Raw genomic sequence first — 11,761 nt, forward strand, 5'->3', positions numbered from 1 at the left:
TTTTACAACAACGAACGGCTGCACTCGAAACTGGGATATCTGCCACCGACCGTTTATGAGCGGGCAATGGCGTCAAAACCACCTATCGAGGTGCCCGGAATTAGTTGACCACTGCACTTTCGTCAGTGAGATTGGGGGATGGCCGTTTCCCCTCACCCTAGCCCTCTCCCGGAGGGAGAGGGGACTGACCGAAGTGTTTGGCCTTAAGACATTGACCTGAAAGTTATGAGTCGAACTCAGGATCTGAATAGCATAAAGATCGGCCCCCTTTCCCCCTCTCCCATTGGGAGAGGGCTGGGGTGAGGGGCTGGTTCTAATTAACAGCAAATAACTCATGCCGAATAAAAAAGCCCCGCATCTGCGGGGCTCTTTGTTTAAGCGGCGTTCTTCGCCTTGATCTTCTTCAGCTCTTCATCGCGCAACTCGCGACGCAAGATCTTGCCAACGTTGGTCGTCGGCAGCGCATCACGAAATTCCACCGAACGCGGCACCTTGTAACCCGTGACGTTGGCGCGCATGTGCTCCATCACGGTTTCCTTGGTCAGCGTCACACCCGGTTTGGCGACGATAAAAATCTTGATCGACTCGCCGGATTTCTCGTCCGGAATGCCGATGGCTGCGCACTGCAATACGCCTGGCAGGGTCGCCAACACGTCTTCCAGTTCATTCGGATAGACGTTGAAACCAGAAACCAGAATCATGTCTTTCTTGCGATCAACGATGCGCATGTAGCCATCCGGCTGAATCAGCGCGATGTCGCCGGTTTTCAGCCAGCCTTCGCTGTCGAGCATTTCGTCGGTGGCGTCCTGACGCTGCCAGTAGCCCTTCATCACTTGCGGGCCTTTGACGCACAGTTCGCCGATCGAACCCAGCGGTTGCTCGACACCGGCATCGTCGATGACTTTGCACACGGTCGATGGCACCGGAATGCCGATGGTGCCGATCTGGATATGCTGGATCGGGTTGACCGTGGCCACCGGGCTGGTTTCGGTCATGCCGTAGCCTTCGCAGATGGAGCAACCGGTAACTTCTTTCCAGCGCTCGGCCGCCGCCAGTTGCAGGGCCATGCCGCCGGACAAGGTGACTTTCAGCGCCGAGAAATCCAGCTTGCGGAAGCCTTCGTTGTTGCACAGCGCCACGAACAGCGTGTTGAGGCCGACGAAACCGCTGAACTTCCACTTCGACAGTTCCTTGACCATCGCCGGCAGGTCGCGCGGGTTGCTGATCAGGATGTTGTGGTTGCCGATCAGCATCATCGCCATGCAATGAAAGGTGAACGCATAGATGTGGTACAGCGGCAGCGGCGTGATCAGGATTTCGCAACCTTCATTCAGGTTGGAACCCATCAGCGCCTTGCACTGCAGCATGTTGGCGACGAGGTTGCGATGGGTGAGCATCGCGCCCTTGGCTACGCCGGTGGTGCCGCCGGTGTATTGCAACACCGCGACGTCGCCGCTGTGCGGATTGGCTTCGGCGACTGGCTGGCCGTGGCCCTTGCTCATCACGTCGTTGAACTTGACGGCTTTCGGCAGGTGATAGGCCGGCACCATTTTCTTCACGTACTTGATGACGCTGTTGATCAGCAGGCGCTTGAGCGGCGGCAACAGGTCGGCAACTTCGGTGACGATGATGTGTTTGACGCCGGTTTTCGGCACCACGGCTTCCGCCAGGTGCGCCATGTTCGCCAGGCACACCAGGGCTTTTGCGCCGGAGTCGTTGAATTGGTGTTCCATTTCCCGCGCGGTGTACAGCGGGTTGGTGTTGACCACGATCAGCCCGGCGCGGATGGCACCGAAGACTGCGACCGGGTACTGCAACACGTTGGGCAGTTGCACGGCGATTCGATCACCGGGCTGCAAATCGGTATGCTGTTGCAGGTAAGCAGCAAAAGCACCGGACAATTCGTACAGTTCACCGTAGGTGATTGTCTTGCCCAGGTTGCTGAATGCCGGTTTGTCGGCGAAGCGTTGGCAGGATTGCTTCAACACTGCCTGAATATTCGGGTACTCGTCTGGATTGATGTCGGCAGCAATACCAGCGGGGTACTTATCCTTCCAAAAGTCTTCGTTCATGGAAGCCCACTCCTCAGCAACGCGAATTCAGCACCGCATTTGATGCGATTATTATTGGTGTGTGTTTTGTGTTGGTGAATCTGGCTTTTTAGCGGCCGAGAAGTCACAAAGCGCGCCGAGAGTAGCAGCTTTGGAAAGGGTCGACTAGAGCCAAAAGTAGCCCCTACAGTCACATTGATGACTCAAGAATTGCTGGCAGTCATTTTAGAGCAAAAATCCTAGACCACCTTGAAAGTCCCGCATTCTCGGCGCTCGCACAAACAAAATCGCTAGCAGGCTAGCTCCCACAGGATCACCGAAAACCTTGTGGGAGCTAGCCTGCTAGCGATTGTGCGAAGCGCAGCCTTTATGCGATATCGCGCAACTCCCTACGCAAAATCTTCCCGACCGGCGTCATCGGCAACGACTCGCGCAACACGATGTGCTTGGGCACTTTGTATGCGGTGAAATTCTCTTTGCAGTAGGCCTTCAGCTCTTCCAGGCTGACGCCGGTTTCGCGCGCCACCACAAACAGCTTCACCGCTTCGCCCGAACGCTCGTCCGGCACGCCGATCACCGCGCAGTTGGCGACTTTCGGATGGGCCATCACCACGTCTTCGATCTCGTTCGGGTACACGTTGAAACCAGAGACAATGATCATGTCTTTCTTGCGATCAACGATGCGCACGAAACCGTCCGGGTCGATCACCGCGATATCACCCGACTTGAACCAGCCCTCGGCATCCAGCACTTCGGCGGTGGCCTCGGGTTTCTGCCAGTAGCCTTTCATGATCTGCGGGCCTTTGATGCACAGCTCACCGCGCTCCCCCGCCGGTTGTTCGACACCGTCGTCATTGATGACTTTCAGCGTGGTGCCCGGCACCGGCAGGCCGACTGTACCGAGCCGCGACAGCTCACCGTACGGATTGGTGCAGGCCACCGGTGAGGTTTCGGTCAGACCGTAACCTTCGGTGATGCGGCAACCGGTGAGAGCTTCCCAACGTTCGGCAGTGGCCTTGACCAGCGCGGTGCCGCCGGAGTTGGTGAGTTTGAGCGTGGAGAAATCCAGCGTCTTGAAATCCGGGTGCTCCATCAGCGCGACGAACAGCGTGTTGAGGCCCAGCAGCGCGGAGAATTTCCAGTTTTTCAGCTCCTTGATGAAGCCGGCAATGTCACGCGGATTGGTGATCAGAATGTTGTGGTTGCCCGAGACCATCATGCACATGCAATTCGCGGTGAACGCATAGATGTGGTACAGCGGCAGCGGCGCGATCATCACCTCCTGGCCCTCGCGCAGCAGCGGCTGACCGTCGCTGCCGAACTGCCCGAGGCAGGCGCGCACCTGCTGCATGTTCGCCACCAGATTGCCGTGCGTGAGCATCGCGCCTTTGGCCAGTCCGGTAGTGCCGCCGGTGTATTGCAGCACCGCGATGTCATCCAGGCTGACCTTCAGCGGCTTGATCCCGAGACCACGCCCCTGGCGCAACGCACTTTTGAACGAGATGGCCTGGGGCAACGAATACGCCGGCACCATCTTCTTCACTTTGCTGACCACTGTGTTGACCAGCCAGCCTTTGGCGGTGGGCATCAGATCGCCCATCTTCGCTTCGATCAAGTACTCGATGTCGGTGTCCGCCAGCACTTCCTGGACTTTCTGGCCGAACATGTTCAGGTAAACCAACGCCCGGGCGCCGGAGTCCTTGAACTGGTGGCGCATCTCCCGCGCGGTGTACAGCGGGTTGGTGTTGACCACGATCAGCCCGGCGCGCAACGCGCCGAACACGGCAATCGGATAATGCAGGATGTTGGGCATCTGCACCGCAATGCGATCCCCGGGTACCAGATCGGTGTGCGCTTGCAGGTAACCGGCGAACGCCGCGCTCTGACGCTCGAGTTCGGCGTAGGTCAGGGTCACGCCCATGTTGCTGAACGCCGGGCGGTCAGCGAATTTCTTGCAGGAACGCTCGAACACCTCGATCACCGACTTGAATTCGCCCATGTCGATGTCCAGGGGTACGCCCGCCGGGCGTTTGTCATTCCAGAAATCAGGTTGCATTGTTCTTGTCCTCTTTACCTGAGCCGATCCGGGCCGCTGTTCTGTCACTTCGCAGCAAGCCGAAGTGACAAGCGGTGCTTCACGGACACTAGCAGCTATGGTCAATCAGGCAAATACGCCCAGCGTCCTCATTGATCGTATGAATCTTCCTGCCGTGGCGTGGGCTGATCGGACGCGCTATACAATGCAACGTCAGACCGCCCATGTAGCAAAAGGAAGCGCCATGATCCACGACACCTTCTGGCTGGACGCGAGTGACCGCAGCCGCCTGTTCGTCAACCAGTGGTTGCCGGGCGCACCGCTCAAAGCCGTGATTTTGCTGGCCCACGGCATGGCCGAACACAGTGGCCGCTATGCGCAACTGGCGGAGCAGTTGTGCGCTGAAGGTTACGGCGTATATGCCCCGGATCTGCGTGGACATGGCAAAACCGCCGAACATGGGACGCTCGGACATTTCGCCGATGACGATGGCTGGTGCAAGGTGATCGGCGATCTGGCCAGCCTCAACCAGCACATCGGGCAGCGCCATCCCGGCGTACCGATCGTGCTGCTCGGGCACAGCATGGGCAGCTATTTGGGTCAGGCGTATTTGCTGCACCACAGCGCCAGTCTGCACGGGGCGATCCTCAGCGGTTCGAATTTTCAGCCCGTGGCGCTGTACCGCGCAGCCCGGCAGATCGCCCGCCTTGAGAAATTGCGCCAAGGCGCCAAGGGCCGCAGTGCGCTGATCGAGTGGCTGTCGTTTGGCTCGTTCAACAACAAATTCAAACCGGTGCGCACGCAGTTCGACTGGCTGAGTCGCGACCCGGTCGAGGTCGACAAGTACGCCAGCGACCCGCTGTGCGGCTTTCGCTGCACCAATCAACTGTGGATCGACCTGCTCGGCGGCTTGCAGCAAATCAGCAAAGCGTCCAATCTCGCGCAGATTGATCCCGGCCTGCCGTTGCTGGTGATCGGCGGCGAATGTGATCCGGTGAGCGACGGCAAGCGTCTGACTGATCTGGCCAACGCCTTGCGCTCGGCCGGCAGCCAGAACCTGCAGTTGAATATCTACCCGCAGGCGCGCCACGAATTGTTCAACGAGAGCAACCGCGAGCAAGTGATCGCCGATGTGCTGGCCTGGATCGACCAGGCCCTGAGCCACCGCCGACCTCACCGAAGCGAATAATTTTTTGTGGATTGATCGAATCCCGCTACAGGAATTGATACCGATGACCCAGGTTACCAACACCCCTTACGAAGCCCTCGAAGTCGGCCAGACCGCCAGCTACACCAAGCACGTCGAAGAGCGCGACATTCAGCTGTTCGCCGCGATGTCGGGTGACCACAACCCGGTGCACCTCGACGCCGAATTCGCCGCCGCCAGCATGTTCAAGGAGCGTATCGCCCACGGCATGTTCAGTGGCGCGCTGATCAGTGCTGCGGTTGCCTGTGAGTTGCCTGGGCCGGGGACCATTTATATCGGTCAGCAGATGAGCTTTCAGAAGCCGGTGAAAATTGGTGACACCTTGACCGTGCGCCTGGAGATTCTCGAGAAGCTGCCGAAGTTTCGCGTACGGATTGCTACTCGCGTGTTCAACCAGCGTGATGAATTGGTGGTGGATGGCGAGGCGGAGATTCTGGCACCACGCAAGCAACAGACTGTGACATTGCCGGTTTTGCCGCCAATCAGTATTGGCTGATTTCTGAGCGGCCTGAATTGCAGACATAAAAAAACGCCAGACTGGCTGGCGTTTTTTCTACTGACTACGAACGCTTAAGAACGCGCACGAGCCTGGTTACGCAGGGCTTTCACCTGGTCGTGGTTACGTTGCACGCCGTGGTATTGACGCTCAACCAGATCACGAATACCAACAAGGCCGTGCTTGTTGATCTTCTCGATCGCTTCACGATAAGCCTTCAGCGCGTGGTCTTCACCGCGCTCGGCTTCGTTCAGAACTGCCTCTTCGTCTTTGCCGGTGAACATGGCTTTGACGTCGACCCAACGACGGTGCAGATCACCGCTGACGCTGGTGGAAGTTTCCGGATCGCCGCCCAGCTTGCGAACTTCGGCCTGCAATTCTGCAGCTGCTGCAGCGCAGTCGGCGGAGCGGGTTACGAACAGGGTTTTCAGCTCTGGGTGCTTGATGTCTTCAGCGCAAGTCTTGAACCCTTCCTGACCGTCTTTGCTGGTTTCGATCAGGTCGTTGAGTACGGAGATGGCTTCTTTATTCATGTCGGTCATTTTTCAATTCCTTGCGGGTTGATGAAAGATGCAAGGGATATTGCAGAGTGTGTGCCAGCTTTTTTATTTTTAAAAATTCGTTAATTATCAATGACTTAAAGATAATTGAACTATCTGTATCTCGGTAATTTGCATGATCTGTCATTTGGCCTGCATGCAGAATGCCTGTATTTTCCACAGTGTTTTTGAAGCCAGACGGTCGCGCCGATGAATCCCGAAAAACTTGAACTGCTGATCACCCGCGAGATGCCTTTCGGCAAATACAAGGGCCGGATCATTGCCGACCTGCCCGGCCAGTACCTCAACTGGTTCGCCCGCGAAGGTTTCCCCCACGGCGAACTCGGCGGGCTGCTGGCGTTGATGCAGGAAATCGATCATAACGGTCTGTCGGACTTGCTCGAACCGCTGCGCGCCAAACATGGCAAACCTGCACCGCGCCACTGAGGGCGCATCCTTGAATCGAGTCAAACATGCCTGATAACACCCTGCGCGCCCACGATGAAGATTTTTGGGAAACCTTTTGCGGCCGCTACGACCTGCAATCGGGCCCGATCAATCTGGAGAACGGTTACTTCGGGCGCATGTCGCGCACGGTGGTCGAGGAATATCAGCGCAACATCGAGCTGATCAACAACAGCAATTCGATCTACGTGCGCCAGCAGTTCGAACAGCGCGACAGCCTCGACATCCGCGCGCAACTGGCCGAGTTGATAGGCGTGCGTGCGCAAAGCGTGGCCTTCACTCACAACGCTACTGCCGGCCTGCAAGCGCTGATTCGCAACTACAACCAGTTGCAGCCGGGCGATCAGGTGTTGATCAGTGATTTGGAGTACGACACGGTCAAGGGCGCAATGCGTTGGCTGGCACGCCATCGCGGGGTCGAAGTGATCGAGATCGAACACGCACATCCGACCAGTTTCGATTACCTGCTGGCCACCTACCGCGAAGCGTTCATCCGCTATCCCAAGCTCAAGTTGATGGCGCTGACTCATGTTACCCACCGCACCGGTCTGGTGATGCCAGTGCAGGCGATTGCTGCGCAGGCCAAAGAGCACGGTGTCGATATCATCCTCGACGGCGCTCACGCACTGGGGCAGATCGAATTCGATCTCGAAGCGCTGGGCATCAGCTTCGCCGCGTACAACCTGCACAAATGGATCGGTTCGCCGCTGACTCTCGGTTTCCTGTATATCGCGCCGCAGCGCCTGGCCGATATTGATCCGGACATGGGCGAGATGCATTTCCCGATCAGCGATATTCGTTCGCGTGTGCCCTACAGCACGCCGAATATTCCGGCTCTGATGACTTTGCCGCTGGTGTTCGAAGAACACCGCTCGCTGGGTGGCGCGGCCGCCAAGGGTGCGCGGGTGAATTACCTGCGCAACCTGTGGGTCAGCGCCGTGCGCAATCTGCCCGGCATCGAAGTACTGACTCCGGATGACCCACGCCTGTATTGCGGCATCACGGCATTTCGCTTTACCCGGCATACCGATCAACAAGCCATGGTTGAACGCTTGTTCGATAAGTACAACTTGTTCACCGTAGTGCGCACAGGTGCAGCCTGCGGGCCGTGCATTCGCATCACCTCCGGGCTGACCACCACCGTGGCGGACATCGAGTTATTGATCGGCGCCCTGAACGAACTTCGCTAAACCGTGTACTTGTCGAAATCCTCGGGCTTGATCTGCGACGATACCGCAAAGGTGTCGATGCCGATCGTCAGGTGACCGAAGAATCCGTCTTCATTGGAATCGCGGCCCACCGGCCAGACCGTCAGGGTCGACGCCTCACCCCCCATGTTCGCGTAATAGCTGTCCTCGGCGTTGTTCAACGGCGCCGAACCACGTCCGCGATAGGCTTTGGCATTCAGCACCGAACGTGAGGCGACTTCCGGGAAATACAGCTGACCGACCCAGGCGACGTTGCGTTCCTCCAGGTATTCATTACCGGCGACGATGCGCACCGCCACGTGAATGTGTAGCGCACGCCCCGCATAGAATCCCGGATAGATCGTAGTGAAGCGCACCCTGCCCTTGTGATCGCTGAACTGGCCGCCGCGCAGGTAAGTGTCGTCGTCGGTGCGCGGGATCGAGCCGATATCGTCGACAGTGACTTCCTGATCCGGATCAAGCCGGCTCCAGCCGGAGTAAGCGCCACGCGCGTTGCAGTGCCAGATATCCACCAATGCTCCATTGACCGGTTCGCCGGTCATGGCGTCGACGATGGTCAGACGCAAAAGAAGCGGCAAGCCCTCGGCGCCTTCGCTGATGTTGCGGCGCAGCAGTTTAGGGTTACGGAAATACGGCCCGGCGACTTGCTCGGGGGCCAATTGATAGATTGTTGAGGATGAAGACTGGTTTTCCATCTCGCGTTCTCTCTTCCTTAAGATGAACGCAGGTTAGCCCCACACGCCATGCCAAGTGCGGTAACTATGTATCGCGACATAACAAAGATTTTTGCGGGCAAAAAAAAACGGCGCACCGACCAAGTGCACCGCTAAAGCCGTAGAACACACAACGAAGTGTCAGGTAACAATTAAGTCCAGCATCAGTCCAGCAGCGCCAACGCCTCGGCGGTGCATTCCTGAATGCGCGCCCAGTCGCCGTTCTTGATCCACTCCGGATCAAGCATCCAGCTACCGCCCACGCACATGACGTTTTTCAGCGCCATGTAGCTTTTGATATTGGCCGGGCTGACGCCGCCAGTCGGGCAGAATTTCACTTCACCGAACGGGCCGCCCAGCGCTTTGATCGCTGCGACGCCACCGCTGACTTCAGCCGGGAACAGCTTGAAGCGGCGATAACCCAGGCCGTAACCTTCCATGATCCCGGAGGCATTGCTGATGCCCGGCAACAGCGGAATCGGGCTGTCGACGCTGGCTTCCAGCAGGTCACGGGTGATGCCCGGCGTGACGATGAATTGCGAACCGGCGGCTTCGGCAGCCGCGAGCATGTTGCGGTCGAGCACGGTGCCGGCGCCGGTCATCAGCTCTGGACGCTGCTCACGCAGAATCTGGATCGCCTTGAGGCCGAATTGCGAACGCAGAGTCACTTCCAGCGCAGTCAAACCACCGGCAGCCAGGGCGTCCGCCAGTGGCAGCACGTCCTGTTCACGAGCGATGGTGATCACCGGCAGAATCCGCGCCTTGGCACAGAGGCTGTCGATCAGGGCAACTTTATCCGCCATGGAAACGGTCGGGGATGGGATTGTCATAGCGGCTGTTCCTTGGCTCATGGGCACCAGTAAATCTCTAACGTGGGTTGCAGAAACGCGCGAATCGGCAATGCGGCAACATCGTCACCCGCCAGTGCGGTATTCAGGGTGGTCAGTTTCGACTGACCGGAAATCGATAGAATCTTGTGCTTCGCCGAAGCCAGCAGCGCCCGGCTCATGGTCAGGCGCTGACGCGGCACGCTCGGCGCGAGCATCGACCAGCAGCGACGCGTGCCATCGACTTGCAGCGCTTCGGCAAGGTTCGGGCTGCCGGGGAACAGCGACGCGGTGTGCCCGTCATCACCCATGCCCAGCACCAGCACGTCGATACCCGGCAGCTCGCCGAGCAAACGATCGGCCTGTTCAGCCGCCTGCTCTACATTCGCCGCAGCGCTGTACAGACTAAGGAACTGCGCCTTGGCCGCCGGGCCTTTGAGCAGATACTGCTTGAGCAAACCGGCATTGCTGTCGGCATGTTCGACCGGTACCCAACGCTCATCGGCGAGGGTCACGACAACGTTGGCCCAATCCAGATCCTGCTTGGCCAAGTGCTGGAAAAATGCCACCGGGCTACGCCCGCCAGACACCACCAACACCGCAGTGCCGCGCGCCGCCAGTGCGTCGCTCAATTGCTTGGCGACATTCAGCGCCAGGCCTTCGGCAAGCAACACCGGACTCTTGAACTCGTGGGCGTTCACGCCCTCGGGCAGTTTCACATCAGATATCGCCATACCACGACCTCCCGTCCCGCGTGATCAATGCAATCGAGCTCATCGGCCCCCACGACCCGGCCGCGTACGGCTTGGGCGCGTCACCGGATTTTTTCCAGCCGGCGATCAACTGATCACACCATTTCCACGCGGCTTCGATTTCATCTTTACGGACAAACAGGTTCTGATTGCCGTTCATCACTTCCAGCAACAGCCGCTCGTAGGCATCGGGGATCCGCGCGCTACGCCAGGTGTCGGAGAAATTCAGTTGCAGCGGACCGCTGCGCAGTTGCATACCCTTGTCCAGACCCTGTTCCTTGGTCATCACGCGCAAGGAAATACCTTCGTCCGGTTGCAGGCGAATGATCAGTTTGTTGCTGATCTGCAGGCGCTGCTCGGGGGCGAAGATGTAGTGCGACGGTTCTTTGAAATGGATAACGATCTGCGACAGTTTCTGCGGCATGCGCTTGCCGGTACGCAGGTAAAACGGCACGCCGGCCCAGCGCCAGTTGCGGATGTCGGCACGCAAAGCGACGAAGGTTTCGGTGTCGCTCTGGGTGTTGGAATTCGGTTCTTCGAGATAGCCCGGTACGGACTTGCCTTCGCTGTGACCGGCTATGTACTGACCGCGCACCACTTGCGTGGTCAGACCTTCCGGGCTGATCGGCGCGAGGGCCTTGAGCACTTTGACTTTCTCGTCACGGATGCTGTCGGCGGACAGGTCGGCCGGCGGGTCCATGGCGATCAGGCACAGCAGCTGCAACAGGTGATTCTGGATCATGTCGCGCAGTTGGCCGGCCTTGTCGAAGTAGCCCCAACGGCCTTCGATGCCAACCTTCTCGGCCACGGTGATTTCCACGTGGGAGATGTAATTCTGGTTCCACTGGGTTTCGAACAGGCTGTTGGCGAAACGCAGGGCGATCAGGTTCTGAACGGTTTCTTTGCCCAGATAGTGGTCGATGCGGTAGGTGCGGTTCTCCGGGAAAAACTGCGCCACCGCGTCGTTGACCTTGCGCGAGGATTCGAGATCCGAACCGATCGGTTTTTCCAGCACCACGCGCGTATTTTCGGCCAGACCGACTTTCGCCAGGTTCTCGCAAATAGCGCCGTAGACGGCGGCCGGCGTGGCGAAGTAGGCAATCATGCGTTGGCTGCTGCCGGCCAGTTCGGCCAGCGCGACGTAGTCATCAGCCTTGAGAAAGTCGACGTGCAGGTAGGTCAGCCGCGCGAGAAAGCGCTCGACCACGGCTTCATTGAGATCTTTGGCTTCGACGTAACGGCGCAGTTCTTTAGTGATCAGCGCCAAGTGCTCCTGCTCGGTGCCGGGCTCACGGGCCAGCGCGATGATGCGCGTGTCCGCGTGCAGCAGATCGGCGCCGTCCAGCTGATAGAGAGCAGGGAACAGCTTGCGCAGGGCCAGATCGCCAAGCGCGCCGAACAAGGCAAAGGTGCACGGTTCAACCGTAATCGAAGGCATGATGTTTGTTCTTTTATCAAGTTAAGCTAC

11 protein-coding genes are annotated in these 11,761 nt (G+C 58.4%); 4 read left to right on the forward strand and 7 right to left on the reverse strand.

What is annotated here, in order from left to right:
• Positions 1-374: 374 nt before the first annotated feature.
• Positions 375-2,072 carry a long-chain-fatty-acid--CoA ligase FadD1 gene (gene fadD1 / locus ACP7BN_RS22945; RefSeq protein ID WP_426206224.1) on the reverse strand — a complete coding sequence of 566 codons (1,698 nt, stop codon included), beginning with the start codon at positions 2,070-2,072 and terminating at the stop codon, positions 375-377.
• Between the two features lie 346 nt (positions 2,073-2,418).
• Positions 2,419-4,107 (reverse strand): long-chain-fatty-acid--CoA ligase FadD2, encoded by a 1,689-nt coding sequence (fadD2, locus tag ACP7BN_RS22950; protein WP_426206225.1) that lies wholly within the window; start codon positions 4,105-4,107, stop codon positions 2,419-2,421.
• A 223-nt stretch (positions 4,108-4,330) separates the two neighbouring features.
• Here fadD2 and ACP7BN_RS22955 point away from each other — a divergent pair, with 223 nt between their 5' ends.
• Both ACP7BN_RS22955 and ACP7BN_RS22960 read left to right on the forward strand, forming a co-directional pair.
• Positions 4,331-5,275, forward strand: a complete 945-nt coding sequence (locus tag ACP7BN_RS22955) for a lysophospholipase (protein ID WP_426206226.1) — start codon at positions 4,331-4,333, stop codon at positions 5,273-5,275.
• A 43-nt stretch (positions 5,276-5,318) separates the two neighbouring features.
• Positions 5,319-5,789 carry a MaoC family dehydratase gene (locus tag ACP7BN_RS22960; protein ID WP_420646355.1) on the forward strand — a complete coding sequence of 157 codons (471 nt, stop codon included), beginning with the start codon at positions 5,319-5,321 and terminating at the stop codon, positions 5,787-5,789.
• 74 nt (positions 5,790-5,863) lie between these two features.
• Here the strand turns inward: ACP7BN_RS22960 and ACP7BN_RS22965 are convergent, their stop codons facing one another.
• Positions 5,864-6,331: a ferritin-like domain-containing protein gene (locus ACP7BN_RS22965; protein ID WP_426206227.1), complete on the reverse strand. Its 468-nt coding sequence runs from the start codon at positions 6,329-6,331 to the stop codon at positions 5,864-5,866.
• A gap of 207 nt (positions 6,332-6,538) precedes the next feature.
• Between ACP7BN_RS22965 and ACP7BN_RS22970 the strand changes: the two genes are divergently transcribed.
• Positions 6,539-6,775 carry a DUF3820 family protein gene (locus ACP7BN_RS22970; protein ID WP_010457368.1) on the forward strand — a complete coding sequence of 79 codons (237 nt, stop codon included), beginning with the start codon at positions 6,539-6,541 and terminating at the stop codon, positions 6,773-6,775.
• Positions 6,776-6,801: 26 nt separating this feature from the next.
• Complete coding sequence (locus ACP7BN_RS22975; RefSeq protein ID WP_426206228.1) at positions 6,802-7,983, forward strand: aminotransferase class V-fold PLP-dependent enzyme; 1,182 nt, start codon at positions 6,802-6,804, stop codon at positions 7,981-7,983.
• On the opposite strand, the gene ACP7BN_RS22980 is transcribed toward ACP7BN_RS22975, so the two are convergent.
• The 4 genes from ACP7BN_RS22980 to zwf all read right to left on the reverse strand — a co-directional run bounded on the left by ACP7BN_RS22980 (position 7,980) and on the right by zwf (position 11,731).
• Positions 7,980-8,696, reverse strand: coding sequence for an intradiol ring-cleavage dioxygenase (locus ACP7BN_RS22980; RefSeq protein ID WP_420646351.1), 717 nt, complete (start codon positions 8,694-8,696; stop codon positions 7,980-7,982). The two genes, ACP7BN_RS22975 and ACP7BN_RS22980, sit on opposite strands and share 4 nt — an antisense overlap.
• 182 nt (positions 8,697-8,878) lie before the next feature.
• Entirely contained in the window at positions 8,879-9,544 is a 666-nt protein-coding gene (locus ACP7BN_RS22985) for a bifunctional 4-hydroxy-2-oxoglutarate aldolase/2-dehydro-3-deoxy-phosphogluconate aldolase (RefSeq protein ID WP_426206229.1), read from the reverse strand.
• A gap of 17 nt (positions 9,545-9,561) precedes the next feature.
• Positions 9,562-10,275, reverse strand: a complete 714-nt coding sequence (pgl, locus tag ACP7BN_RS22990; protein ID WP_420646349.1) for a 6-phosphogluconolactonase — start codon at positions 10,273-10,275, stop codon at positions 9,562-9,564.
• Positions 10,262-11,731 (reverse strand): glucose-6-phosphate dehydrogenase, encoded by a 1,470-nt coding sequence (zwf, locus tag ACP7BN_RS22995; RefSeq protein WP_426206230.1) that lies wholly within the window; start codon positions 11,729-11,731, stop codon positions 10,262-10,264. The genes pgl and zwf overlap by 14 nt, the downstream gene beginning before the upstream one ends.
• Positions 11,732-11,761 lie beyond the last annotated feature (30 nt).

It is taken from the genome of Pseudomonas sp. TWP3-1 (genome assembly GCF_049896625.1).
Lineage (GTDB): Bacteria > Pseudomonadota > Gammaproteobacteria > Pseudomonadales > Pseudomonadaceae > Aquipseudomonas.

What these genes read in the sequence shown, in the direction of transcription:
- ACP7BN_RS22980 (WP_420646351.1), bottom strand. Translation starts at nt 8,696, where the DNA reads ATGGAAAACCAGTCTTCATCCTCAACAATCTATCAATTGGCCCCCGAG.
- ACP7BN_RS22960 (WP_420646355.1), top strand. Translation starts at nt 5,319, where the DNA reads ATGACCCAGGTTACCAACACCCCTTACGAAGCCCTCGAAGTCGGCCAG.
- ACP7BN_RS22965 (WP_426206227.1), bottom strand. Translation starts at nt 6,331, where the DNA reads ATGACCGACATGAATAAAGAAGCCATCTCCGTACTCAACGACCTGATC.
- ACP7BN_RS22970 (WP_010457368.1), top strand. Translation starts at nt 6,539, where the DNA reads ATGAATCCCGAAAAACTTGAACTGCTGATCACCCGCGAGATGCCTTTC.
- zwf (WP_426206230.1), bottom strand. Translation starts at nt 11,731, where the DNA reads ATGCCTTCGATTACGGTTGAACCGTGCACCTTTGCCTTGTTCGGCGCG.
- ACP7BN_RS22955 (WP_426206226.1), top strand. Translation starts at nt 4,331, where the DNA reads ATGATCCACGACACCTTCTGGCTGGACGCGAGTGACCGCAGCCGCCTG.
- pgl (WP_420646349.1), bottom strand. Translation starts at nt 10,275, where the DNA reads ATGGCGATATCTGATGTGAAACTGCCCGAGGGCGTGAACGCCCACGAG.
- ACP7BN_RS22985 (WP_426206229.1), bottom strand. Translation starts at nt 9,544, where the DNA reads ATGACAATCCCATCCCCGACCGTTTCCATGGCGGATAAAGTTGCCCTG.
- ACP7BN_RS22975 (WP_426206228.1), top strand. Translation starts at nt 6,802, where the DNA reads ATGCCTGATAACACCCTGCGCGCCCACGATGAAGATTTTTGGGAAACC.
- fadD2 (WP_426206225.1), bottom strand. Translation starts at nt 4,107, where the DNA reads ATGCAACCTGATTTCTGGAATGACAAACGCCCGGCGGGCGTACCCCTG.
- fadD1 (WP_426206224.1), bottom strand. Translation starts at nt 2,072, where the DNA reads ATGAACGAAGACTTTTGGAAGGATAAGTACCCCGCTGGTATTGCTGCC.